The following is a 23,062-nucleotide window of genomic DNA, read 5'->3' as shown; positions in this document are numbered from 1 at the left end:
GCGGAAATTGTGCTATGTTCGTGTTTTGCTATCCACATTTATGTTATGTCCTGAGCTCTTTTTTTGTATAAATTTAAAAAAGACTAGTACTGTGTCCCGGGTGTAGACGGGCTTTTGGATCAATATATGCTTTTGCATTATTAACGGCAGTTGGTGCTTCACCAAAGCCAGTAGCGATTAATTTAACTTTACCATCATACGTACAAATGTCTCCAGCTCCGTAGATGCCTTTGATGTTTGTTTCCATCTTGGAATTAACAACAATGGAATTCTTCTCAATCTCAAGACCCCATTCTTTAATGGGTCCTAATGAGGAAACAAAACCATAGTTTACGATTAGTGCATCCACATCAATGGTTTGTTTACCTTCTCCTTTTACTTCACTTAATTCTACCTGCTTGATGACCCCATTCTCATCATTTAATCCAGTAATCTCATAAGGAGTCATTATATTCACGTTGGATTCTTCTAAGAGCTGTACGCTATGCTCATGAGCACGGAACTTATCTCTACGGTGAACAATCGTTACTTCCTTAGCAAGGGGCTCAAGCATAAGTGACCAGTCAAGAGCAGAGTCTCCTCCACCAAGTACGACAACTCGTTTGCCTGCAAATGCATTAAGGTCTTTAATAAAGTAATGAAGATTAGTTGATTCGAATGCTTCTGCTCCTTCTAATTGAAGGCGACGAGGTTGGAATGCACCAGCACCAGCAGTAATGATAATCGCCTTAGAATAATGAGTTTCTTTATCCGTTTCGATAATAAACGTCTCATCTTCCTGTTTAGTTAGGTGTTTAACAGCTTGTTCTAGAACAATATCAGGATTAAATTGCTGCGCTTGAATGGTTAACTGCTCAACAAGATCCTGTGCTTTAACCTTTGGAAACCCTGCTACGTCGTATATATATTTTTCAGGATAAAGAGCTGAAAGCTGTCCGCCTATTTGCGGCATGCTTTCAATGATTTTCACTTTTGCTTTACGCATCCCCGCGTAAAAAGCAGCGAATAAACCAGTTGGCCCTCCTCCGATAATGGTAATGTCATATAACTCTTCTTGCTCTGACATACTATGGACACCTCCGAATTAATATCTGCCTTACCCATTATAGCTTTAGTTCATAGGAAAAACAAAGAATGAGAATCTTTTTCATTCATATTTTGATCATCTTTTTTATACGTTAAGAAAGAGGGCAAATGAATGTCAGAAGATCTTTCATAAATCGCACGAAAAATGTTGAAAAGTCTAGAGAAAACACATATCATAGGATGTAGATAATTTGTGTCTATTTTTAGACGAATGTATGTCTGTATATAAGTTCGTGAAATGGATCACAAAGTTTAGACTGACAAAAAATATATCAATGGACGTGATACTGTGAATAAGCCACATATTGTTATTCTTGGTGCTGGGTACGGTGGAATGATAACTGCAACAAGACTCCAAAAGAAAATGGGAGACAATGAAGCAAAAATTACACTAGTAAACAAGCATGATTACCACTATCAAACAACTTGGTTGCATGAACCTGCGGCTGGAACAATGCAGCCAGAGCGAACAAGAATGCCAATCAATAGTGTAGTAGACTTCCGCAAAGTGAACTTTGTACAAGATGAAGTAGTTGAAATTAAGACTGAGGACAAAAAGGTTGTTCTCAAGGACGGCGAATTAGACTATGACTACCTTGTAGTTGGACTTGGTGCAGAGGCTGAAACGTTTGGTGTTCCTGGCGTAAAGGAACATGCTTATAGTAAATGGACTGTGAATGGCGCAAGACAAATTAAAGATCATATTGATAACTGTTTCGCAAAATACAACAATCAAGTAGAGAAAGAAGAAGGACTTTTAACGTTTGTTGTAGCTGGAGCCGGATTCACAGGTATTGAGTTTATTGGAGAATTATCCGAACGAGTACCTGAGCTTTGTAAACAATATGATATCGCACGTGATCAAGTGAAGCTGTATGTAGTAGAAGCAGCCCCTTCAGCACTGCCTGGATTTGACCCTGAACTCGTTGAATACGCAATGAACCTCTTAGAGAGTCGCGGAGTTGAATTTAAAATCAATACACCAATTAAGGAAGTAACAGCTTCTGGAGTGGTTGTTGGTGAAGGTGAAGAGATTAAAGCATCAACTGTTGTTTGGGCTACAGGAGTACGCGGAAGCTCTATTATCGAACGTTCTGGTTTTGACAACATGCGTGGTCGTATTAAAGTTGAACCTGATCTTCGTGCACCAGGTCATGATGATGTCTTTATTATTGGTGACTGTGCGCTGATCATCAATGAAGAAATCAATCGTCCGTACCCACCAACTGCGCAAATTGCGATGCAGATGGCTGAAGTATGTGCGAGCAACCTTCAATCATTGGTAAACGGTGGTGGACAACTTAAAACCTTTAAACCAGACATTAAAGGTACAGTGGCATCTCTCGGAGGAAAAGAAGCAATCGGTGCTGTCGGCTCACGTAAGCTTTACGGTGGTACAGCAAACTTCATGAAGAAAATGATTGATAACCGCTACCTGTTTATGTTAGGTGGAGTTGGACTTACCCTTAAAAAAGGGAAGAAGCCATTTTAATTAGTAATTATGTTTAATGAGAACCTGTGACATAACTAAAGATCAATACGAAAATGGCGAATGATTCTACTATCGAATCATTCGCCATTCGTGATTTTATTAAAACAAGCGAAGGATTCTCCTGTAGCGGATATTGTGCTATGTTCGTTTTTAGCTATCCACATCATTGTTATGTCTCATCCTCTTTCAATGTTTCTTCTAACATTGGATTGACGGTGTTTCATTCATTTATGTAAACTATAGAAGCAGACAAGGAGTGAGGAATGAATGAATATACCCCAGCTAGTAATTTCGATGCTAATCTTTTTAGTGATGTTTTTTGGAATCGGTTTCTTATTAAATATGTTGCTTCGTTCAACGTGGTTGATGGCCTTTATCTATCCACTCGTTGTACTGATTATTGTGAACCAAAGTCCGTTTGGAAGTTACTTAACTCAACCGATTCTTGAGCTACAAAATTTAGGGAGTGCGTTGATTAACTTAAAAATAGTCGACCATCTCGTATTAACGTTTGGAATGATTGGTTCTATTATTGCTGGAATTGTTATTAAAATGTTACGTGTTAGAGGCTACCAAATGTTCTAACGACCTCACTCTCTCTTATGAATACTTCTTCTAAATTTTGGAGAAGCTGTTTTGTGAGAGGAGTGAATATTCTTGAATAGCCCAAAACGGCGTCATACAGGAATGAATACAATTCGAATTGTGATGAGCTTATTGCTCATAAGTGCTATATGGGCAACCTTCACAACGGTATCAGGAGTAGAAGCGAGTCAGGTGAACACGTGGTTTCAATCAGAGGTTATGAAAGCAAAAGACGTAACCTACAAAGCGGGAGAGTACGAACACAAACAAGTGTTTTTACAAGAGAAAACTCTGCCTCGTTATGAGACTGCACATGCAACGTTATCGGATAGAGTTGAAGCACATGCTCAAGGTGAGAAGGATCTTGATGAATCAGAAGATTGGTCAAAGTATCCAACGCATCACGTTGAAGCTACTGGTTATACAGCAGGGTACGAATCGACAGGAAAGGTTCCTGGTGATACAGCGTACGGTATTACATATTCAGGTGTACCTGTTACACGAGATGTTTTTTCAACCATTGCTGCAGATACATCTGTTTTCCCAATCGGGACCGTTCTTTATATTCCTGGATATGGATATGGAGTAGTGGCAGATACTGGTTCTGCGATCAAAGGAAACAAAATCGATTTATACTATCATACAGTGGATGATGTATATGAGCGATGGGGCAAAAAGGATCTAGATGTCTTTATCGTTGAAGAAGGCTCTGGCTCGTTAAGTCAAGAGGAGCTCGAAGCGATGAATGAGGATGAGGCAGTGCAGGTGTTCAGGGAGCAAATTGATCCATAATAAAATAGAGACTAGCTTGTTACGTCTTAAAACGGCCTTTGTCATCTAGTTGATGGCAAAGGCTATTTTTTAGTTATAGACCCAAAAGAGGGCGAGGCATAACATTGATATGGATAGCAAAACACAAACATAGCACAAATTCCGCTACAGGAGAATCCTTCGCACCCACAAGAACGGCCCCAGCCCCTCTCGCGGGAAACCAACCGCTACAGTGTCTTCACCACGTTCTGTTCCGTAGGAGTCTCAGGTTCTCCTTCCGCTCGACTTGCTTAAATCTAAGAAAGGCGAATGATTCTGCAATCGAATCATTCGCCATTTTTGTATTAATTTTTAGTTGTCACAGGCTCTTTATTCATTGGAATGAGTGTGACTTAAAAAATCCAGTTATACAGACCTAATGTTAAGAATATCCCAAGTAATGCACCAAAGAACACTTCAATGGGTTGATGACCTAGTAGCTCTTTGAGTTTTTGCGAATCTTCTTTTTTTGGCCACGTTTTTACTTCATCGACTAGTTTATTAAAATCAGTGACCAATTGATTTAAGACGGTTGCGTGATAACCAGCATGACGTCTTACCCCCGTTGCATCAAACATCACAATAATTCCGAGTATGGCTGTTGCAGCGAATACAGGTGAATCAAGCCCAAGCTCGATTGCGACGGCCGTAGATAGGGCAGTCACAGCAGCGGAGTGAGAGCTAGGCATTCCTCCTGTACTCGTAAATAGTTCAAAATTGAGTTTCTTAGTTGCAATAAACGCAAGAGGAATTTTAATAAATTGAGCCGTAATAATTGCAATAAGTGCAGACCACAAAGGGTAGTTCAGAAAGATCTCCATGTTATCAATAACGTCCTTTCCAACGAAACAAACTCACGTAGCGAATACCACTATTATATCACAGTCGACCTACAGATAAAAAAGATAGTGATCATTCAATTACGCTGTTTTTCGGCGAAATATGTTATACTAGTGTAATAATGAGGAGGGATTTGTTTGTATACACAAGCGGGACAGTTTTCAAAAGAAACGACACATGACGTGCTAGTTGTGGGTCTGTCAAAAAACGGTCATCTTGATTCAGGAGCGGCCACAGTAAATACCATAATTAATGGACAATTAGATGAACTAAAAAAGCAAGGATTGCTTTCTACTGATAAAGGTGAGCTACGCTCCTTTTTTACATTTGGACAAGCAAATACGCCTACGATTCTAACACTTGGACTAGGATCAAAAGAGGAATTAACACAAGAAGATATCCGAGAGCTTGCTGGAAAGATCGGAAAAAAAGTGAAGGCTGATCGTGTAACGAATGTAGCTATTAGCGTAGATGCATTTACAAACGCTTCCCTTTCCGCAAAAGAAATTGCTTTCCTTTTCGGTGAAGGTTTAGCATTGAGTACATATGAAGTCGTTGATTATAAAGAAAAGTCAAATAAGCCTGACAAACAGCTTGAATCCATTACAATCTATACGGAATCAACGGATCAGCTTGTTGAAGCTGCTACACAAGGGAACGCATATGCAACAGGAGCGAACTACACAAGAACGCTTGTGAATACGCCTGCGAACCTGTTAACGCCGACTGATCTTGCAGGTGAAGCAGGGAAGCTTGCAGACAAATATGGCTTCAAGCTTGAAGTGCTTGAAGAGGAAGATATGAAGCGTCTTGGAATGGGAGCACTGCTTGCGGTAACAGCAGGAAGTGATCAGCCTGCCAAGCTTATCGTGTTAACGTATCAAGGAACAGATAAATGGGAAAATGCCATTGGTCTCGTTGGAAAAGGGATTACATTTGATGCAGGTGGAATTTCACTTAAACCAGCAGCAGGAATGCATGAGATGAAGATGGACATGGGTGGCGCAGGTGCTGTACTTGGTGCAATGGAATCCATTGGACAGCTAAAGCCGAGTGTCAACGTTGTTGCAGTTATTCCATCAGCAGAAAACTTAATGAATGGTTCTGCACTAAAACCAGGTGATGTTGTTCGAGCAATGACAGGAAAAACGATTGAAATTCGTAATACAGATGCGGAAGGTCGTTTAATCTTAGCCGATGCTGTAGCTTATGCACGCCAGCTTGGTGTAGATTACCTCGTTGATGTAGCCACACTTACAGGAGCGGTTGTTGTCGCACTTGGTGACTATACAACAGGAGCGATTACGAATAATGACGATTGGATGAAAAAGGTCACAGAAGCTTCTGAGGCAGCAGGGGAGTGGATCTGGCAATTACCTAGCCATAAGCCTTACAAGAAAATGCTTGCAACAAGTAACGTCGCAGACTTGAACAATGCGCCTGGTCGTGCAGGCGGTAGTATTACTGCAGGATTATTTATCGGTGAATTTGTTGAGGATACTCCATGGGTTCATTTAGATATTGCCGGTACCGCATGGCAGGATAAAGCAACTGCCAACGGCCCAGCTGGTGCAACAGGGGCGATGGCTCGTACATTAACGCGTCTAGTTGTTACTCACTCATAATCAGACAAAAAGCCAATGGAGTTCTCATCCATTGGCTTTTTTGTTTTAACATGACTTACTTCACTGCATCTTTAAGTTGTTTTCCGGCTTTAAACGCTGGAGTTTTCGTTGCGGCAATGCTAATTTCTTCACCTGTTTGTGGGTTGCGCCCTTTACGTGCAGCGCGTTCTCTTACTTCAAAGTTTCCGAAACCAATTAATTGCACAGTTTCGCCCTTTTCTAGTGTCTCAGAAATAATGTCAAAAGCCGCTTGTATGGCTGAGCCTGCATCCTTCTTTGTTAGCTGAGAACGTTCAGCAACAGCTTGAATAAGTTCCGATTTGTTCATGTATGGACAACTCCTTTTGTCTAGGTTAAGACCTGCTACCATCGTTACCCATTTAAACGTGTCCTATACATGATCTTAAGAAAATCTTACACAAAATGTTTTCTCTGATAAATGACTGCGTTGATTTGGCCACCTAGAACGAGCATGATGCCTGTGATAAAGAACCAAAGCATAAGGATAATGACGCCTCCAAGACTTCCATATGTGGCTGAATAATTGGCAAAGTTACTAATATATATCGAGAAGAAGAGCGAGACAAGCTGCCAACCGATTGTTGCAACAACGGCACCAATCAATACATCTTTAACTTTCAAGCGAACATTTGGAGCAATCCAATAAATTAACGTAACAAGTAAAATCATGAATACGACTCCAATAGGATAACGCAAGAAGTTTAATAAACTTGCTGTTGAATTTGGCATAGCCAGATATGTTTCTAAGAAATTGATGATAACATTACCAAACACAGGCATGACTAGTGTAATGACAATGGTAACAATCATTCCAATTGTTAAGAGGATGGATAAAAGGCGCATCTTTACAAAATTGCGTGTTTCCTCTAAATCATACGAGCGGTTGATCGCACGGATTAACGCATTTAATCCATTGGAAGCAGACCAGATGGTTGCTAGGATACCAAATGATAATAAGCCACCAGATGGCTCATTTACCGTTTCAATTATGGTTTCCGAAAATAAAGACCCAATTTCCTCAGGCAAGTAATCGCCGATAAACCCTTCAATTACGCTAGTATCTAAATTAAAGTAAGGAATAATAGCTAGCAGAAAAATGATCAATGGAAAAATAGATAGCATAAAATAATAGGCAAGCGTCGCTGACCAATCGGGAATGGGATCTGTCTTGAGCTTCGTTATAAGCTGCTTTGAAAAGGAGCTTTCTCTTTTGCGCATATACATCATCCTTATAGTTTAAATTGAGATGAATTCTATAAATTAAATCCCCTTCTTTCTCTCAGTCTAAACTCCTGTATAATAAAAATCGGAAATCAACTGGAAAGGAAGGGATATCATGCTTTACAAGGCCAAAGAACCGATGTTTTTATGGATTGTCCTCTTACTCTTATCGTTAACCTATGCATTTTATCAAGACACTGCGCTCCGAATCGTATTTCTAATCTTAGCTGTACTATTTGTAATGGTACTATGTTCATCTTACACATTAAAAATTGAAGAGGAATGGCTTATCTTTTCTTGTTATGTGCTTGGTGTAAAGCTTTTTCAAAGGAAGGTACAGGCAGGATTCATTAAACAAATCCTACTGATTAAAAATGAACGTCAAACGATTGTATTAGTTCAAATAACAAACAGCATACGGTTAAAGCTTCATCGATTTAAACCTGTCTCATACATAGAAGAAATTCAACAATTCGCAGAAAGAAACAATCTTCAAATTAAAGAACAAAGTTTCCTTAAACAGAGCAAGTGACATTTAAGGAGATTCTCGATATACTGTTCAAATAATGCTAAAGGAGTGAGTAGCTTGCCAACAGTAGAAAGCTTTGAATTAGATCATACCATCGTAAGCGCCCCTTTCGTCCGTCCATGTGGAACGATAAAGGTTGGATCAGACGGAGAAGTTCGCAAGTTTGATATTCGTTTTATACAGCCGAATAAAGGAGCAATGAAGCCAGATGTGATTCATACAATGGAGCATTTGCTAGCTTTAAACATTCGTCGTTTTGCTGAACCACATGATCATTTTGATGTAGTCGATTTGTCGCCAATGGGTTGTCAGACGGGCTTCTATCTTATTATGCACGGAACTCCGACAGTCGATGACATTATTGATGTGTTAGAAGAGACAATGAAGTACTCCATTGAGATTGAAGAAGTGCCAGCCGCAACGGAAAAACAATGTGGGCAAGCGAAGCTGCATGACTTGGATGGCGCGAAAAAATTGATGAAGTATTGGTTGAGTCAAGATAAAGCCACGTTACGGGAGATTTATTAATAAAAGGGTAGGATATAGGATTAATGCGGTTAGTAAAACACGAACGTAGCAATCTAGCCGCTTCACTAAAATAAAAATGGCGAATGATTCAATCGTTGAATCATTCGCCATTTTTCTTATTGATTTTTAATTTTTGTCTCAGGCTATTTTTATGATTCATCCTCTTCAACAATATCGCCCGTTGTATCTCCCTTAAACGTTAGATGGGAGGATGGGGTGATGCTTCCTTTTAGTACATCGCGGATGAGATGCATCGCTTCTTCGTTAGCAGATGTTGTGTTTGAGGCTGTGCAGTCCTCTGGGACATAGATCTTGTAGTCACGCATGTATGCATCGTTTGCTGTGAAATGCACACACATATTTCCAGCTACTCCTGTTAAAATGACTGTCTCAACCATCAGGTGCTCAAGTAATAAATGGAGAGGTGTGGCAAAGAAACCTGAGAACTTAGGTTTCAGTACGAAATAATCCTCATCGGCAGGTTTGAGTAGTTCAGTGATGGGTCTGCCTTTTTTATCCTCATCTATAATGAATCCAACAATTTCTTTAAAGTCTGATTGCCATTTTCCGTAATTATCATTTACATAAATCGTAGGGATTCCTGCATCTTTTGTTCTTCTTTTTAAATCCGCAATCTTTTCTGCGCAAGGGAGCGCATGTTCATACAATTGATCTGCATCTTCAAAATCCATTGCGTTTATCATATCTATAATGATTAACGCTGTTTTATTTTTTGACTTCGATGTTTTTTCGATGGGTAACACCTCCATTGTGATAAAAGAACGAAAAGAATGGTAAAAAAGAATGTTCGGCAAATGTGTCCACTATGTTATGATAGACGAAATATAGAGATTACATCCTTGGGTGGGAAGGGGACATCATTATGGATCAAAAAGCAATTGAAATCCTTCAAATTATTGAATCAAATGGCCGAGTAGAAATACCAATCTTAGCTAAGATGGTAGAGGCCACAGAAGAAGAAGTAAAGCAATATCTCCTTCAACTGGAAAAGGAACGAATTATTCTTAGTTATTCAGCTGTTATTGATTGGACAAAGGTCCGCAACCAAGAAGGTGTAACAGCCGTTATAGATGTGAAAGTCACACCAAAACGTGGGGTTGGTTTTGATGAAGTGGCCGAACGAATTTACCGCTTTCCTGAAGTTCAAGCGCTGTACTTGATGTCTGGAGCATACGATTTATCAGTTGTCATTGAAAGCAAAACGATGTCAGAAAGTGCTCGCTTTGTTTCAGAAAAGCTTTCGACGATCGATTCAGTCATATCCACGACAACACATTTTCAATTGAAAAAGTATAAGCATGATGGAGTGGTGTTTGCTGAACCTGATCAAGATCGACGTATGGTGGTGTCTCCATGAGTTCAATCAGCTTAAACCGAACATCTAGATTATCAGATCGAGTACAGGAAATTCCACCATCAGGCATTCGTCGCTTCTTTGATTTAGCCTCAACAATGGAGAACGTGGTGTCACTTGGTGTAGGGGAACCAGACTTTACCACACCATGGAAAATACGAGAAGCAAGCATCTCATCACTTGAAAGAGGATTTACCTCCTATTCTGCCAATGCCGGCGTTCCTAAACTACGTCGCGCTATTTGTGATTATATGGAAACGCGCTTTTCTGTTTCCTACGACCCGGATACTGAAGTATTAGTGACGGTAGGAGCTAGTGAAGCGATTGATATTGGTATGCGAGCCATTTTAAATCCTGGTGATGAAGTCATTATTGTTGAACCAACCTTTGTCTCCTATCGTTCCCTTGTCTCAATGGCTGGTGGTGTCCCTGTCCCTATTAGAACAGGAATTGAAGATGAGTTTAAAGTGACATCCGAGCAAATCAAACAGGCGATTACTCCTAGAACAAAAGCTTTGATGATTTGTTTTCCGAATAATCCAACCGGCTCAACAATTGGTCGTGAAGATTTAAAAAGTATAGCGAAGCTTTGTGAGGAGCATAATCTTCTCGTCTTTTCCGACGAAATTTATGCCGAGCTATCTTATGATGAACCACATGTAAGTATCGCAGAGCTTGATGGTATGAAGGATCGAACCATTCTAATCTCTGGATTTTCGAAATCGTTTGCGATGACTGGCTGGAGATTAGGATTTGTTATGGCTCCACCGGATATACTTGCGGCGATGCTGAAAATTCATCAGTATACATTAATGTGTGCACCAACAATGGCTCAATACGGTGCGATTGAGGCGTTGGAAAATGGGATGGAAGACGTAGAACAGATGCGAAACTCTTATCGTCAAAGACGAAACTATTTAGTTAAAACCTTTGCTGAAATTGGTTTATCCTGCCATTCGCCAGGTGGTGCGTTTTATGCGTTCCCATCTATTCAGAATACAGGACTTACTTCAGAGGAATTTGCAGAGAAGTTGCTTCTCGAAGAACGCGTAGCTGTTGTTCCTGGCCATGTATTTGGTGAAGGTGGCGAAGGATATATTCGTTGTTCTTATGCAACCTCAATGGAACAATTACAGGAAGCGATGACTAGATTAGATCGTTTTTTAACAAAATACGCATAAGACGTATGAAGCTGCTTATTGGTTGAGCCAATAAGTGGTTTCTTCATGTGTAGAAACGGATACGATAGAAGTAGGGAGTTGATTAGAGATGCTTAATCAAGTGAAACAAGATAATCCACTGATTCATTGCATGACCAATATGGTTGTGACCACATATACAGCAAATGGACTTCTCGCACTAGGTGCATCACCTGTTATGGCGTACGCAAAAGAGGAAGTAGGGGATATGGCTCAAGCGGCAGGAGCTCTATTGTTAAATATCGGTACGCCTTCTAATGAATTAACCGAAGCGATGATCATTGCAGGTAAAGCGGCAAATCAAGCTGGAAAACCAGTGGTTCTTGATCCGGTGGGGGCAGGTGCAACACCATATCGAACAGAGATTTGTCAGAAGATCTTATCAGAAGTTGATGTAACCATAGTTAGAGGAAATGCTGGTGAACTTTCAGCCCTTGTTGGTGTAGAAGGTGTAGTAAAGGGAGTAGATGGTTCCTCTGATGGTGACAAAGAGGCGATTGCTAAACAAGTCGCCTTGACCTTTTCTTGTGTCGCTGTCTTAACAGGGGAAGTGGACGTCATTACGGATGGCTCAGAAACGTACATGGTTTCAAATGGTCACGAGTGGTTAACGAAGGTAGTTGGGACAGGCTGCTTACTTGGTGGAGTAGTAGCTGCTTTTGCTGCAACAGCTGCCAAAGCCGACTACGTTAAATCTAGTGCACAGGCTGTTTCTTATTACGGCGTGGCAGCTGAGAAAGCGTACGTTGGATCCAGTAAGGATGGCTATGGTGCATTTGGACAAACCTTTATCGATCAATTAGGGGCATTAACAGAAGAAGAGGCTCTTAACTTACAAAGAATAGAAACGAAAAAATAGATAAATGAAAGTGTGGCAACGAAAATGAGTACACGTTTTACCTTTCAGGCATTGCCTGAGTTCCTGCAACATTCATTAACAGAAATGAACATCAATGAGCCTACAGATATACAAGAAAAAATGATTCCTGAGGCCCTAGACGGTCAAAGTATCATTGCGCGCTCTCAGACGGGCACTGGTAAAACAATGGCCTATCTCCTGCCTATTCTGAGTAAGCTTGATCCATCAAAGAAAGCGATTCAGGGTATTATTCTAGCACCTACCCAAGAACTGGCTATGCAAATTGTTGGAGTAGCAAAGCAGCTTATTGGAAACGAACCGTTTGATATAGGAGCTTTTATTGGCGGAGCGAATGTGAATCGTCAAATTGAAAAGCTAAAAAAACAAAAGCCTCACTTAGTTGTAGGCACGCCTGGTCGCTTACTTGAGCTTATGCAAATGAAAAAGCTAAAAGTAAATGATGTAGCAACTGTAACGGTAGACGAAGCGGATCGTATGCTTGCTGAGAAATCTTCATGGGATGCTGTATCGGAAATATCCAAACGAATCGGTCGCGACAAACAATTCTTATTTGTGTCAGCGACAATTCCAGAGAATTTAACAGAGAAAACAGCTTTATTTGCTCCCTTCACGGTTCAAATAGAAGCATCTGGTGAACTTGTTAATAACGAGAATGTTACCCATCTGTATCTTGAGTGTGAGGCTCGAGACAAGATTGACACGGTTCGCAAACTGGTCCATGCAGAAGCGATTGAAAAAGGAATTGTTTTTGTTAATCAATTAGAGCGATTAGCGGAAACAACAGAGAAGTTAAAGTATCGAGGAATTAAAGCAGCGGCGTTGTCTTCAGATCACACAAAGCAGGATCGCGAAAAGGTATTGAAGGCATTTAGACAAGAGGATCTACACATTCTTGTTGCCACCGACCTTGCTGCGCGTGGGCTTGATGTCGACGATGTTACTCATATTATTCAATTAGATGCTCCGGCAGAAGCTGATTCTTATTTACACCGTGCAGGAAGAACTGGCCGGGTTGGAAAAGCAGGTCAAGTGATAACATTACTTGAAAAACATCAAGGCTACAAAATCGAGCAGTTAAAGCGTGATTTGAAGCTGATTCCAGAGAAAGTCTTTTTAAGAAAAGGGCAACTTGAAAAGGAACAAAAGGCATAACGACAAACCAATTTAACGTGATGAAAATAAAGGCGAATATTTATACCGATCTTGTTGAATCGTTTTTTGCATAAATCCAAAACCTATGTTAAAATCAAAAGGTTAAAAAATAGTTGGGAGATGTATGTGCATGGCTAATTATGAAGTAGGAAGTATCATCGAAGGAAAAATTACAGGTATTAAACCTTTTGGTGCTTTCGTTGCAATTGACGAGCAAAAACAAGGATTAGTACACATTTCGGAGGTGGCTCACGGTTTTGTTAAGGACATCAATGATGTTCTTACAGTTGGAGATGAAGTGAAAGTTAAAGTTATCTCTGTTGATGAGAACTCTGGAAAAATTTCTTTATCAATCCGTGCGACTCAAGAAGCACCAGCTCGTCCAGCGAGCAAACCACGTCCAAGCGGCGGTGGCGGTAACTATGGTGGTGGTTCTCGTAAGCCACAACAACAGCCACAAAAGCAACAAGGCTTTAACACACTTGAAGACAAGCTTAAAGAATGGTTAAAGCAGTCTAACGAGATCCAAGCTGATCTTAACAAACGTGCAAAAAAATAAGCTTTAATCTAAAAAGGGCTTCTGCGTAGTTACGCAGAAGCTTTTTTTGATGCCGATAAAAATAGGGCTGAGACAAAACTAAAAACCAATAAAAAAACGGCAAACGATTCTACGATCGAATCATTCGCCATTTGTGTTTTCGGATTATATATTAAGACGAGCGGAAGGAGAACCCGAGACTCCTACGGAACAGAACGCGGTGAAGACACTGTAGCGGCGCCCTTTCCGCGAAGGGGGCTGAGGCCGTTCTTGTGGGTGCGAGGGATTCTCCTGAAGCGGATTTATTGCTATATTGGTGTTTTGTCATCCACATTAACGTTATGTCCCACCCTCAGCCATATATCCATTAACGTTCCGTTTCAGGAATTCGTTCAATTTCTGCATCGGGCTTAAATAAAATAGAAATACAATATAGCCCGGCTAAGCCAACAAGTGCATAGATCACTCTTGAAAAGCCAGCTGCTTGACCACCAAACAGGGCAGCGACCAAGTCAAATCGGAAAAAACCAATAAGTCCCCAGTTGATTGCTCCAATAATAGCTAGTACAAGAGCAGTACGTTGAATGCCACTCACATCAATCACCTCCGTTGTTGTAGGATTTGCACAACCGTCGATGTGAGGGTGTGCTTCTATGTTAGGTTGAGAAACTAAGGATAAAATTATGCATCGTCATGAGTACTTCTCAAAATGGTGGGTCACACTATGCTTGGAGCAAGTTTCTTTACATACACAACAGAACTGATTAGGATTATCTGTAGAAAGAAGGAGGCAATCATTCATGGAAACATTTACGTTTTATAATCCAACAAAATTAATTTACGGTATTGACCAAACAGATGAGCTTGCTGCTCAACTACCTAAGAATGCAAAGATTCTACTTGTGTACGGTGGCGGTAGCATTAAAAAGAATGGCTTATACGATAAAGCAGTTGCCGAGCTTGAAAAAGCAGGAGCAACGGTAACAGAACTTGCAGGAATTGAACCGAATCCTCGATTAAAAACGGTACGTCGTGGAATTGAGCTTTGTCGTGAGAATGATATTGACTTCATCCTTGCAGTTGGTGGTGGTAGTGTAATTGATGCTACAAAAGCCATTGCCGTTGGTGCGAAGTTTGACGGAGACATTTGGGATATCATTACGAAAAAAGAAACAGCTACGGGAGCTCTTCCGTTTGGAACAATCTTAACGCTAGCTGCAACAGGATCTGAAATGAATGCAGGATCGGTTATTACAAATTGGGATACAAATGAGAAGATTGGTTGGGGTAGCCCTTATTCGTTCCCAACATTCTCAATCCTTGATCCTAAAAATACAGTGTCTGTTCCAAGAGACCAAACAGTATACGGAATGGTTGATATGATGAGTCACGTACTTGAGGCTTATTTTAACCGCGTTGAAAACACGCCACTTCAAGATCGCATTTGTGAATCTATTTTAACAACTGTGATCGAAACCGCTCCAAAACTTCTAGAGGACTTAGACAATCTAGAGCATCGTGGAACAATCCTATATTCAGGAACAATGGCTCTGAATGGAGTGACACAAATGGGAGCGAGAGGAGACTGGGGTTCTCATAATATTGAACATGCAGTTTCTGCTGTTTCTGATATTCCTCATGCAGGTGGGCTGGCTATTATCTTCCCTCATTGGTTACGCAACAGCATAGATGAGAATCCAAAACCACATGTTCAACTTGCAACAAGAGTGTTTGGTGTAGATCCTGAAGGCAAAACAGATCAAGAGATTGCTGAAGAAGGAATTCAAAAACTTAGTGAATTCTGGACAAGCTTAGGCGCTCCTAATCGTTTGGCTGACTACGACATTGATGAATCTCAGGTTGACCGTATGGCTGGAATCGCCGCGGCAAACGGAGAATTCGGTCGTTACAGAGTACTTGATAAAGAAAAAACAGCCAAAATCTTAAGAGACGCATTGTAATTACGACAAATGGCGGGTAATACCGCCATTTATCCTACTTGTTGTTCTTGTCTTTTATACGGGTGTTCGGTAAAGTAATAATAGGTACATATTAGTTAGTAAGGGAGGTTCTTCACACATGGAGAACGTATCATTTCAGTATTCACAAGCATTATCTTTCTTTAACGAACAAGAAGTAAAGAACTTAGCTCCAGCAGTTGAGGCAGCACATCATTCCTTACATAATGGAACGGGTGTAGGAAACGATTATTTAGGGTGGATTGATCTACCTGTAAACTATGATAAGGAAGAGTTTGCTCGAATTGAAAAAGCAGCTGAGAAAATTCGTCAAGACTCAGATGTCCTTCTTGTCGTTGGAATTGGTGGTTCTTATTTAGGAGCACGCGCAGCGATTGAGGCACTTACGCATAGCTTTTACAATACGCTCTCTTCAGAAGACCGTAAATCTCCGCAAATCTTCTTTGTTGGACAAAACATTAGTTCCACGTATGTAAAGGATTTGTTTGATGTTTTAGGTGATAAGGATGTTTCTGTTAACGTCATTTCAAAGTCAGGAACTACAACAGAACCAGCTATCGCCTTCCGTATTTTCCGTGAGTTTCTTGAACAAAAATACGGAAAAGCAGAAGCTCGCAAACGCATCTATGCTACAACAGATAGCAAACGAGGTGCACTTAAAACATTAGCGACTGAAGAAGGCTACGAGTCTTTTGTCATTCCTGATGATGTAGGTGGACGTTTCTCTGTTCTAACGGCTGTTGGACTCTTACCAATCGCAGTAAGCGGATTAAACATCCAATCTATGATGGAGGGCGCTGCAGCAGCAAGAACGGCATACAGCAACCCAAACCTAGAAGAGAACGAAGCGTATCAGTACGCAGCAATTCGTAACCTTCTTTATAACAAAGGAAAAACAACAGAGCTTTTTGTAAACTATGAGCCTGCTCTTCACTTTGTATCTGAATGGTGGAAACAGCTATTTGGCGAAAGTGAAGGAAAAGACCATAAAGGGTTATTCCCGGCATCTGTTGACTTCTCTACAGATCTACACTCTATGGGTCAGTACGTTCAAGATGGCCGTCGTAACATTTTTGAAACGATTCTAAACGTACAATCAGTACGCGAAGAAATCATTATTGAAAAAGCAGAAACGGATCTTGACGGATTAAACTATATTTCTGGACAAACAATGGACTTTGTTAACAAAAAAGCATTCCAAGGAACGATGCTTGCTCACACAGATGGTGGCGTGCCGAACCTTGTTGTAAACATTCCAGAATTAAATGAATACCACTTCGGATACCTTGTTTATTTCTTTGAAAAAGCGTGCGGAATCAGTGGCTATCTGTTAGGAGTCAATCCATTCAACCAACCTGGCGTTGAAGATTACAAACGTAACATGTTTGCACTTCTTGGCAAAAAAGGTTATGAGAAAGAAAAAGAAGCGTTAGAAAAACGTCTTTAAGAGGAACCAAAAACGACAAGCTACGGTTTATGTAGCTTGTCGTTTTTTATATCTTTCATAATTAATCGTTATCTTTATGTTTTGAAAAAAATACAGTCCCAATCACACCAATGGCAATACCGACACCTATTCCTAATGCAATATTTCCTGTAGCAATACCAATTGCCATACCCGCAACTAGTCCTGCAATCATTCCTAATCCTTCAGCATTCTTAAACATCCTGATGTGACCCCTTTGTCATAAAATATTAAGTATAACTAGTGTACACCAATTGAATCGGACAATCTAATATGTGTTTTGCGTAAAAAACATGTGTAAGAAAATGAAATGGGGGAATAGTGATATCAACGGTAACTAAAAGTGGGAGTGGGACATAATGATTAAACAACATGATCTTACTATGTTCACTAGTGAGTTAAAAAAGCTAAGATCAGAATACCATCATACAAGCTGTGTTGTACTAAAAGCATGTATCCGAGAAGACATTCGTTTTTTAGAAGGTATATGCATGAGAGATCGACAACTCGTAAAATAAAAACTGAACTTAGCTACTAGAGAGTAGGATTACTCTCTGCTACATAGAAAGACACTCTTCTTAAAACTCTTATCACATAAATGCATCCTTTTTAGAGATACTATAGCCAAACGTATAAAAAGGAGCGTACCACCTTGATACCATTGCAATCCGCCATTATAGGAGAGACGTACAAATTAGGTTTCCTGGAAGAACAACTCAAGCCCAAAGGCTATACGATTGGAAGTAACTGGGATTACGACCATGGTTATTTTGACTATACGATTGAACAGCACAACGGGTATACAGTGTTACGTATCCCCTTTCATACAAGATATGGAGAGGTAGGAGAAAGAGGGACAACCGTTACCTTAGACACCCCATTTATTCTAGCTCACGAATACCAAGAAGATCTTGACGACTATGCAACAAGTGGATCAGTACCGCTTCAGGTGAGCGGTGTGATGAACCAATTCTCTGAACCAACAAACAAGGATGGAGAGGTCGACGAGAAGTATGTGCCTACTGCACAAAACCTTCTAAAAGAAGTTGAATCACTTTTGCTCCCTTAACGATTGTTTTGTGCGTTCCTAACTGGTAAACTGACCAAAAAGCAGAGTGGGGAACATAATGAATACAGCAATCATTTTTGGTGTAGCCATCTTTTTAGGTTGGATCATATTAGACGTAGTAAAATATCGAACGATTAATGCGGCAACAGTGGTTACATCGGTTATAGCCGGATTAATTGGTGCCGTTTTTTGGTATCTCTTAGATCTATTCTTTTAATAACAAATACCTGAGTCCACATCAAACGGGACTCAGGTATTTGTTTCGTTATGCCATTCATTTCGTATAATACGACGATATCTAGGCGGTCTTGTTCGTATAAACGGAAGGACGATCATAACAACTAGAGAAATGGAAGCGGACACATAAAGGGTCAGTAATCCATTAACCGTTTGATAAAGGATGAGGTCTTTTATCGTCAATGCAAACGCAACAAACAACCCGGCGATAAACCCATCTAAAAGTCGATTACTTGTTATAGTCAAGATGTGCCTCCTATGTAGTTATGTTTAGTGGTCTATACCCTACTACTTGAAGACAAAACATTAGACTGCATACTATTTGGTTTTTTATGCGTGTAAACGGGTAATGATAAAGTAAAAAATGGGAGGGATACTTGATGGCTGACAAAGTAAAGATCGAAGAGGATATTCAGTCACTGATTGAAGAAGGTGTCACAACAAAAGTTAGTGTGGCGGAAAAGATCATTAAGTCAAGACGAATTGAATCGTTTGAGGTGTACGAAATCATTGACGAAATGGTAAACGCAGGCCAGCTGGTCAAGGAAAATGAGACGGTGGGAGATTTTGAATTAAAACAATCTAAGGGATAAAAAAAAGACCGACACCCTGTATTGATATCGGTGTCGGTCTTTTAATGTTAATTAAAGTAAGAGTTCGCTTCATTTGCGTCTTGGTAATGGAGAAATTGTTTAATTCCTTCTTCAGGGGAATAAACAATGCCCAAGTACCCATCATAGGCTTCAAACACATCGAGCATATCATTTGAGTCTCCGTCCGTGTATGTTTGTTCTATCTCAAACACACCCGTCACTTCATCAAGATACGTTGTATAATTCATTCCTATGTAAAAGACAGCCTCTAGTTCTTTAACCGAGAATGTGACTTCATCCTCTTCATTCTTGTTTTCTTCGGTTTCCGCTGACGCTTCATCCTCTATGTCCGTTGAATCCTCTGTCTGCTTTTCCTCTGTTGCTGTCTCAACTACCTGTGTTTCTTCTACTTCACTTGCGTCAGCACCTACCTGATCTGGCGCCTCCGGTGTTCCATTGCAGGCAGCTAAAAATAAGCAGAAAATGATTCCAAATCCTATCCATATGTTTTTCATACAATTCCTCCAGACATTTTAAACCTAGTTCAATGTTACTATGATATAGGACATGGAACAAGGGTTGAATCGTTAAGAGAGTATGAAAGAAACGTATTAAAAATAAAAAACCTTGATTCCTCAAGGTTTTTTAGTAGATGGAGCCAAGGGGGCTCGAACCCCTGACCTCCACGCTGCCAGCGTGGCGCTCTCCCAGCTGAGCTATGGCCCCATTTTAAAAGTGTATGTATCGGTCAAAAACTATTCTACATTGAGATGAAACAAAGATCAAGTTATTTCTTAGGGATTATCAGTAAATTTGATTAAAATGAGTATTTATTAAACTAACTTAAATAAATACTTGACTTGCACTTAAGCGCTCCTTTAGTATGAAAATATGAAAGCGTTATCAATAGGAGTTGTTGTTGAGTGAAGCTACATACCAAGCTAGCCGTGGTTACAGGAGCCGGTAAAGGAATTGGTCAGGCTATTGCTCAATTATTTGCTGAAGCTGGAGCAATTGTCATACTTGCTACTAAAGAAAGTCATGAAGGGATCGATGCAGAAAAAAAACTTAGAGATGCTGGGCACAAAGCTTACTTTTATCAAACGGATGTTGAACAGGAACAAAATATTATTGATTTATTTCAATGGGTAAAACAAACGTTTGGCTTTGTGGATGTTCTGGTTAATAACGCAGGAATTACGTTGTTTAAGCCGATTGACAGAACGACAATCAATGACTGGAACTCCGTGATTAATATTGATCTGCGTGGAACCTATTTGTGCTCGAAATACGCTGTACCTCTTATGCATAATCGATCAGGTGCAAGCATTATTAATATATCCTCCAACCATGCTGTACAGACTTTGCCTGACGCAGAAATATATGCGGCAGCTAAGGGAGGGGTGAATGCGATGACAAGAAGCATGGCGCTTAGCTTAGGTGAAAAAGGAATCAGGGTCAATGCCATCTGTCCTGGTTTTACAGATACGCCACACTATCAGAACTGGCTAACAGAAAGTCAGAATCCTTTGACAGAATCAACGGTTCGTGCACTTCATGCCACAAATCAAGTGGCAGTACCACATGACATTGCAGAGTTAGCTTTATTTCTTGCCAATGAAGGGTCACGACAAATTACAGGTGAATGTATTCAAATAGATGGCGGGTTGTCAGTAAGATTGTATTAACCAATTTGCAGATGAAGGAGTGGGTTTCATTGAAACGTTTTTCAACGATTCATCCAAGTGTTAACGGATTATTGTACGGGGGAGATTATAACCCAGACCAATGGCAAGCATATCCTGAGGTTCTTCAAAAAGATGTTGAATTGGTGAAGCTTGCTAATGTAAATGCTGTTTCTGTAAATATTTTTGGTTGGGCTGCCATTGAAGCAGAAGAAGGAATATACACATTTGGTTGGCTCGACGATGTCATGGATAACATGGCTTCAATTGGAGGTCATGTTCTCTTATCAACACCAAGTGGAGCACGACCTGCCTGGCTCTCAAAAAAATATCCAGAAGTGTTACGAGTAAATGAAAAAAGACAGAAGCAGCTACACGGGCAAAGGCATAATCATTGCTTTACGTCACCCGTTTATCGAGAAAAAACAGCGGCTATCAATAAGAAGCTTGCTGAGCGGTATAAGGATCACCCAGCGTTAATTATGTGGCATGTATCAAATGAATACAGTGGAGAATGTCATTGTGATTTGTGCCAAGAGGCTTTTAGAGACTGGCTTAAAGACAAATATGATCATCAGCTAGATAAATTAAATCATGCATGGTGGGCAACGTTTTGGAGTCATACCTTTACAGACTGGAATCAAATTGAGTCGCCTTCCTCAATTGGTGAAAACCAGATTCACGGACTCACGCTTGATTGGAAACGATTTGTAACAGCTCAAACGGTTGATTTTTACCGGAATGAAATTAAACCACTAAAAGAAATCACACCGAATATCGCTGTTTCAACAAACTTTATGGGTGAAAATCCGCATATGGGACCGTTTGAAGGGCTTGATTACAGTCGCTTTGCTGATTACGTGGATGTCATTACGTGGGACGCTTATCCTGCTTGGCATAATGAGTGGGAAAAAACGTGGCAGCTTGCAGCAAATACGGCTTTTGTCCATGATTTATATCGCTCATTAAAAGGCGGAAAGCCCTTTCTATTATTAGAAAGTACACCGAGCCTTGTTAATTGGCAGATTACCAATAAATTAAAGCGGCCTGGTATGAATCTTCTCTCTTCCTTACAAGCAGTCGCTCATGGTTCAGACTCTGTAATGTATTTCCAATGGAGAAAATCACGAGGATCCTCGGAGAAACTTCATGGTGCAGTCGTTGATCATTATGGGAATGAGAATACGAGAGTATTTAAGGAAGCAGCTGAGCTCGGTAGCAGGTTGGCTTCACTTGAGGAAGTGGCTGGAGCTTCAGTTGATGCGAAAGTAGCCATTATTTATGATTGGGAGAATCGTTGGGCCTTGTACGAGGCGCAAGGGTTTGCTAAGAAACACCTTGATTACGTAAAAACTTGCGAGGAGCATTACCAAGCCTTTTGGAAGAAAGGGATTCCAGTAGATGTGATTCCGGCGCATTATGATATAAGCTCCTATGACATTGTTATCGCCCCGATGCTTTATATGTTAAAAAGAGAAACCGCTCAAGCCATTCTTTCATTTGTTGGGTCAGGCGGCACGTATGTTAGTACGTATATGTCTGGTATTGTGGATGCAAATGACCTCTGTTATATCGAAAGTGATCCGAATCCATTGTTCCCAATGCTCGGTCTTAGAGTGAATGAGATTGATAGCTTGTATAAGGCAGATCAACAATCCGTTAACTGGGAAGGTCAATCGTATCAAGTGAGCGATTTCTGTGAAATTGTTGAACCTACATCAGCTACGGTTCTAGCTCAATATGAGCAGGATTTCTATAAGAATTCACCTGCCTTAACGGTGAATACGTATAAAGAGGGTCAGGCTTATCATATATCAGCAAGAACCGAAACCGGATTTTTAGATGCATTTTATGAGAAGCTGGCACGAGAGCATCAGCTTTCAAACCCAATTGGTGTCGAGTTACCTGAAGGCGTTAGTTTGCAATCACGGGCAGATGGGGAAGCCACCTACTTGTTTTTAATGAATTTTACTGAAGACACACAAGTGGTGACAATTCCGGAGTCGTGCGAGTTAATTGACAGTGTAAGTGAGGGAACAGTTTCAAACGAGATAACACTTTCTACGTATGATGTTCGTACATTAAAGCTTGTAAAAGGAACTGTGGAAGTTATCTAATATGTGCAAGGGTCGAGCGTTCTAATTGAGCGTTCG

Annotated in this window: 28 protein-coding genes and 1 tRNA gene; 19 read left to right on the top strand and 10 right to left on the bottom strand. The window is 40.4% G+C overall.

The genetic code is table 11. The features are described from left to right. Positions 1-73: 73 nt before the first annotated feature. Complete coding sequence (locus ACQKKO_RS12945) at positions 74-1,066, bottom strand: NAD(P)/FAD-dependent oxidoreductase (protein ID WP_498647809.1); 993 nt, start codon at positions 1,064-1,066, stop codon at positions 74-76. Positions 1,067-1,375: 309 nt separating this feature from the next. Here ACQKKO_RS12945 and ACQKKO_RS12940 point away from each other — a divergent pair, with 309 nt between their 5' ends. From ACQKKO_RS12940 to spsC, 3 genes are all read left to right on the top strand, one after another. Continuing rightward, positions 1,376-2,578: an NAD(P)/FAD-dependent oxidoreductase gene (locus ACQKKO_RS12940; RefSeq protein WP_498647807.1), complete on the top strand. Its 1,203-nt coding sequence runs from the start codon at positions 1,376-1,378 to the stop codon at positions 2,576-2,578. A 267-nt stretch (positions 2,579-2,845) separates the two neighbouring features. Continuing rightward, positions 2,846-3,163 (top strand): YuiB family protein, encoded by a 318-nt coding sequence (locus ACQKKO_RS12935; protein ID WP_498647806.1) that lies wholly within the window; start codon positions 2,846-2,848, stop codon positions 3,161-3,163. A 72-nt stretch (positions 3,164-3,235) separates the two neighbouring features. Then, complete coding sequence (gene spsC, locus ACQKKO_RS12930; protein ID WP_498647803.1) at positions 3,236-3,955, top strand: stationary phase survival protein SpsC; 720 nt, start codon at positions 3,236-3,238, stop codon at positions 3,953-3,955. Between the two features lie 371 nt (positions 3,956-4,326). Here the strand turns inward: spsC and ACQKKO_RS12925 are convergent, their stop codons facing one another. Then, the gene (locus tag ACQKKO_RS12925) at positions 4,327-4,794 is read right to left on the bottom strand and encodes a divergent PAP2 family protein (protein ID WP_498647799.1); all 468 of its coding nucleotides are present in this window, start codon (positions 4,792-4,794) and stop codon (positions 4,327-4,329) included. A gap of 156 nt (positions 4,795-4,950) precedes the next feature. Here ACQKKO_RS12925 and ACQKKO_RS12920 point away from each other — a divergent pair, with 156 nt between their 5' ends. Further along, positions 4,951-6,438, top strand: a complete 1,488-nt coding sequence (locus ACQKKO_RS12920; RefSeq protein WP_498647797.1) for a leucyl aminopeptidase — start codon at positions 4,951-4,953, stop codon at positions 6,436-6,438. 55 nt (positions 6,439-6,493) lie between these two features. Here ACQKKO_RS12920 and ACQKKO_RS12915 read toward each other — a convergent pair whose 3' ends face one another. Together ACQKKO_RS12915 and ACQKKO_RS12910 are read right to left on the bottom strand one after the other, a co-directional pair. Further along, entirely contained in the window at positions 6,494-6,766 is a 273-nt protein-coding gene (locus tag ACQKKO_RS12915) for an HU family DNA-binding protein (RefSeq protein WP_498647795.1), read from the bottom strand. Positions 6,767-6,852: 86 nt separating this feature from the next. Beyond that, entirely contained in the window at positions 6,853-7,677 is an 825-nt protein-coding gene (locus ACQKKO_RS12910; RefSeq protein ID WP_498647793.1) for a YihY/virulence factor BrkB family protein, read from the bottom strand. A gap of 118 nt (positions 7,678-7,795) precedes the next feature. On the opposite strand from ACQKKO_RS12910, the gene ACQKKO_RS12905 reads away from it, so the two are divergent. After that, the gene (locus tag ACQKKO_RS12905; RefSeq protein WP_498647792.1) at positions 7,796-8,212 is read left to right on the top strand and encodes a hypothetical protein; all 417 of its coding nucleotides are present in this window, start codon (positions 7,796-7,798) and stop codon (positions 8,210-8,212) included. 54 nt (positions 8,213-8,266) lie between these two features. After that, positions 8,267-8,737, top strand: coding sequence for an S-ribosylhomocysteine lyase (locus tag ACQKKO_RS12900; protein WP_498647790.1), 471 nt, complete (start codon positions 8,267-8,269; stop codon positions 8,735-8,737). A gap of 149 nt (positions 8,738-8,886) precedes the next feature. Here the strand turns inward: ACQKKO_RS12900 and ACQKKO_RS12895 are convergent, their stop codons facing one another. After that, complete coding sequence (locus tag ACQKKO_RS12895; RefSeq protein ID WP_498647878.1) at positions 8,887-9,507, bottom strand: cysteine hydrolase family protein; 621 nt, start codon at positions 9,505-9,507, stop codon at positions 8,887-8,889. A 113-nt stretch (positions 9,508-9,620) separates the two neighbouring features. Here ACQKKO_RS12895 and ACQKKO_RS12890 point away from each other — a divergent pair, with 113 nt between their 5' ends. The 5 genes from ACQKKO_RS12890 to yugI all read left to right on the top strand — a co-directional run bounded on the left by ACQKKO_RS12890 (position 9,621) and on the right by yugI (position 13,902). Beyond that, positions 9,621-10,115: an Lrp/AsnC family transcriptional regulator gene (locus ACQKKO_RS12890; protein WP_479824314.1), complete on the top strand. Its 495-nt coding sequence runs from the start codon at positions 9,621-9,623 to the stop codon at positions 10,113-10,115. After that, positions 10,112-11,293 (top strand): aminotransferase, encoded by a 1,182-nt coding sequence (locus ACQKKO_RS12885; RefSeq protein ID WP_498647787.1) that lies wholly within the window; start codon positions 10,112-10,114, stop codon positions 11,291-11,293. The genes ACQKKO_RS12890 and ACQKKO_RS12885 overlap by 4 nt, the downstream gene beginning before the upstream one ends. An 88-nt stretch (positions 11,294-11,381) precedes the next feature. Continuing rightward, positions 11,382-12,170, top strand: a complete 789-nt coding sequence (gene thiM, locus ACQKKO_RS12880; RefSeq protein ID WP_498647785.1) for a hydroxyethylthiazole kinase — start codon at positions 11,382-11,384, stop codon at positions 12,168-12,170. A 24-nt stretch (positions 12,171-12,194) separates the two neighbouring features. Beyond that, positions 12,195-13,343: a DEAD/DEAH box helicase gene (locus tag ACQKKO_RS12875; protein ID WP_498647783.1), complete on the top strand. Its 1,149-nt coding sequence runs from the start codon at positions 12,195-12,197 to the stop codon at positions 13,341-13,343. A 130-nt stretch (positions 13,344-13,473) separates the two neighbouring features. Continuing rightward, positions 13,474-13,902 carry a S1 domain-containing post-transcriptional regulator GSP13 gene (yugI, locus tag ACQKKO_RS12870; RefSeq protein WP_498647781.1) on the top strand — a complete coding sequence of 143 codons (429 nt, stop codon included), beginning with the start codon at positions 13,474-13,476 and terminating at the stop codon, positions 13,900-13,902. A 346-nt stretch (positions 13,903-14,248) separates the two neighbouring features. On the opposite strand, the gene ACQKKO_RS12865 is transcribed toward yugI, so the two are convergent. Beyond that, complete coding sequence (locus tag ACQKKO_RS12865) at positions 14,249-14,476, bottom strand: DUF378 domain-containing protein (RefSeq protein WP_203088360.1); 228 nt, start codon at positions 14,474-14,476, stop codon at positions 14,249-14,251. A 205-nt stretch (positions 14,477-14,681) separates the two neighbouring features. On the opposite strand from ACQKKO_RS12865, the gene ACQKKO_RS12860 reads away from it, so the two are divergent. After that, entirely contained in the window at positions 14,682-15,842 is a 1,161-nt protein-coding gene (locus tag ACQKKO_RS12860) for an iron-containing alcohol dehydrogenase (protein ID WP_498647778.1), read from the top strand. Between the two features lie 118 nt (positions 15,843-15,960). Further along, positions 15,961-17,307: a glucose-6-phosphate isomerase gene (locus tag ACQKKO_RS12855; protein ID WP_498647776.1), complete on the top strand. Its 1,347-nt coding sequence runs from the start codon at positions 15,961-15,963 to the stop codon at positions 17,305-17,307. Positions 17,308-17,368: 61 nt separating this feature from the next. Here the strand turns inward: ACQKKO_RS12855 and ACQKKO_RS12850 are convergent, their stop codons facing one another. Then, positions 17,369-17,527, bottom strand: a complete 159-nt coding sequence (locus ACQKKO_RS12850) for a hypothetical protein (protein ID WP_498647774.1) — start codon at positions 17,525-17,527, stop codon at positions 17,369-17,371. A gap of 157 nt (positions 17,528-17,684) precedes the next feature. On the opposite strand from ACQKKO_RS12850, the gene ACQKKO_RS12845 reads away from it, so the two are divergent. The 3 genes from ACQKKO_RS12845 (at position 17,685) to ACQKKO_RS12835 (ending at position 18,611) form a co-directional block, all read left to right on the top strand. Further along, the gene (locus ACQKKO_RS12845; protein WP_498647773.1) at positions 17,685-17,843 is read left to right on the top strand and encodes a hypothetical protein; all 159 of its coding nucleotides are present in this window, start codon (positions 17,685-17,687) and stop codon (positions 17,841-17,843) included. Between the two features lie 134 nt (positions 17,844-17,977). Then, positions 17,978-18,394: a YugN-like family protein gene (locus ACQKKO_RS12840; protein WP_498647771.1), complete on the top strand. Its 417-nt coding sequence runs from the start codon at positions 17,978-17,980 to the stop codon at positions 18,392-18,394. A 58-nt stretch (positions 18,395-18,452) separates the two neighbouring features. Next, the gene (locus ACQKKO_RS12835) at positions 18,453-18,611 is read left to right on the top strand and encodes a hypothetical protein (RefSeq protein WP_498647769.1); all 159 of its coding nucleotides are present in this window, start codon (positions 18,453-18,455) and stop codon (positions 18,609-18,611) included. 32 nt (positions 18,612-18,643) lie between these two features. Here the strand turns inward: ACQKKO_RS12835 and ACQKKO_RS12830 are convergent, their stop codons facing one another. Then, positions 18,644-18,877 (bottom strand): hypothetical protein, encoded by a 234-nt coding sequence (locus ACQKKO_RS12830; RefSeq protein ID WP_498647767.1) that lies wholly within the window; start codon positions 18,875-18,877, stop codon positions 18,644-18,646. Positions 18,878-19,011: 134 nt separating this feature from the next. Between ACQKKO_RS12830 and ACQKKO_RS12825 the strand changes: the two genes are divergently transcribed. Next, the gene (locus ACQKKO_RS12825) at positions 19,012-19,224 is read left to right on the top strand and encodes a hypothetical protein (protein ID WP_498647765.1); all 213 of its coding nucleotides are present in this window, start codon (positions 19,012-19,014) and stop codon (positions 19,222-19,224) included. A gap of 47 nt (positions 19,225-19,271) precedes the next feature. Here ACQKKO_RS12825 and ACQKKO_RS12820 read toward each other — a convergent pair whose 3' ends face one another. Further along, positions 19,272-19,739, bottom strand: a complete 468-nt coding sequence (locus ACQKKO_RS12820) for a hypothetical protein (RefSeq protein WP_498647763.1) — start codon at positions 19,737-19,739, stop codon at positions 19,272-19,274. Between the two features lie 138 nt (positions 19,740-19,877). After that, positions 19,878-19,950 (bottom strand) — tRNA-Ala (locus ACQKKO_RS12815). A 197-nt stretch (positions 19,951-20,147) separates the two neighbouring features. On the opposite strand from ACQKKO_RS12815, the gene ACQKKO_RS12810 reads away from it, so the two are divergent. Then, the gene (locus ACQKKO_RS12810; protein ID WP_498647761.1) at positions 20,148-20,912 is read left to right on the top strand and encodes an SDR family NAD(P)-dependent oxidoreductase; all 765 of its coding nucleotides are present in this window, start codon (positions 20,148-20,150) and stop codon (positions 20,910-20,912) included. A gap of 11 nt (positions 20,913-20,923) precedes the next feature. Continuing rightward, positions 20,924-23,026 (top strand): beta-galactosidase, encoded by a 2,103-nt coding sequence (locus tag ACQKKO_RS12805; RefSeq protein ID WP_498647876.1) that lies wholly within the window; start codon positions 20,924-20,926, stop codon positions 23,024-23,026. The last annotated feature ends 36 nt before the right edge of the window (positions 23,027-23,062 follow it).

Source organism: Alkalihalobacillus sp. NPDC127517, assembly GCF_050276055.1.
Classification (GTDB): domain Bacteria; phylum Bacillota; class Bacilli; order Bacillales; family Bacillaceae_D; genus Alkalicoccobacillus.
This window is presented reverse-complemented; position numbering and strand designations above follow the sequence as displayed.

What these genes read in the sequence shown, in the direction of transcription:
- ACQKKO_RS12945 (WP_498647809.1), bottom strand. Translation starts at nt 1,066, where the DNA reads ATGTCAGAGCAAGAAGAGTTATATGACATTACCATTATCGGAGGAGGG.
- ACQKKO_RS12935 (WP_498647806.1), top strand. Translation starts at nt 2,846, where the DNA reads ATGAATATACCCCAGCTAGTAATTTCGATGCTAATCTTTTTAGTGATG.
- ACQKKO_RS12925 (WP_498647799.1), bottom strand. Translation starts at nt 4,794, where the DNA reads ATGGAGATCTTTCTGAACTACCCTTTGTGGTCTGCACTTATTGCAATT.
- ACQKKO_RS12915 (WP_498647795.1), bottom strand. Translation starts at nt 6,766, where the DNA reads ATGAACAAATCGGAACTTATTCAAGCTGTTGCTGAACGTTCTCAGCTA.
- ACQKKO_RS12910 (WP_498647793.1), bottom strand. Translation starts at nt 7,677, where the DNA reads ATGCGCAAAAGAGAAAGCTCCTTTTCAAAGCAGCTTATAACGAAGCTC.
- ACQKKO_RS12905 (WP_498647792.1), top strand. Translation starts at nt 7,796, where the DNA reads ATGCTTTACAAGGCCAAAGAACCGATGTTTTTATGGATTGTCCTCTTA.
- ACQKKO_RS12895 (WP_498647878.1), bottom strand. Translation starts at nt 9,507, where the DNA reads ATGGAGGTGTTACCCATCGAAAAAACATCGAAGTCAAAAAATAAAACA.
- ACQKKO_RS12890 (WP_479824314.1), top strand. Translation starts at nt 9,621, where the DNA reads ATGGATCAAAAAGCAATTGAAATCCTTCAAATTATTGAATCAAATGGC.
- ACQKKO_RS12885 (WP_498647787.1), top strand. Translation starts at nt 10,112, where the DNA reads ATGAGTTCAATCAGCTTAAACCGAACATCTAGATTATCAGATCGAGTA.
- thiM (WP_498647785.1), top strand. Translation starts at nt 11,382, where the DNA reads ATGCTTAATCAAGTGAAACAAGATAATCCACTGATTCATTGCATGACC.
- ACQKKO_RS12875 (WP_498647783.1), top strand. Translation starts at nt 12,195, where the DNA reads ATGAGTACACGTTTTACCTTTCAGGCATTGCCTGAGTTCCTGCAACAT.
- yugI (WP_498647781.1), top strand. Translation starts at nt 13,474, where the DNA reads ATGGCTAATTATGAAGTAGGAAGTATCATCGAAGGAAAAATTACAGGT.
- ACQKKO_RS12860 (WP_498647778.1), top strand. Translation starts at nt 14,682, where the DNA reads ATGGAAACATTTACGTTTTATAATCCAACAAAATTAATTTACGGTATT.
- ACQKKO_RS12855 (WP_498647776.1), top strand. Translation starts at nt 15,961, where the DNA reads ATGGAGAACGTATCATTTCAGTATTCACAAGCATTATCTTTCTTTAAC.
- ACQKKO_RS12850 (WP_498647774.1), bottom strand. Translation starts at nt 17,527, where the DNA reads ATGTTTAAGAATGCTGAAGGATTAGGAATGATTGCAGGACTAGTTGCG.
- ACQKKO_RS12845 (WP_498647773.1), top strand. Translation starts at nt 17,685, where the DNA reads ATGATTAAACAACATGATCTTACTATGTTCACTAGTGAGTTAAAAAAG.
- ACQKKO_RS12835 (WP_498647769.1), top strand. Translation starts at nt 18,453, where the DNA reads ATGAATACAGCAATCATTTTTGGTGTAGCCATCTTTTTAGGTTGGATC.
- ACQKKO_RS12825 (WP_498647765.1), top strand. Translation starts at nt 19,012, where the DNA reads ATGGCTGACAAAGTAAAGATCGAAGAGGATATTCAGTCACTGATTGAA.
- ACQKKO_RS12820 (WP_498647763.1), bottom strand. Translation starts at nt 19,739, where the DNA reads ATGAAAAACATATGGATAGGATTTGGAATCATTTTCTGCTTATTTTTA.
- ACQKKO_RS12805 (WP_498647876.1), top strand. Translation starts at nt 20,924, where the DNA reads ATGAAGGAGTGGGTTTCATTGAAACGTTTTTCAACGATTCATCCAAGT.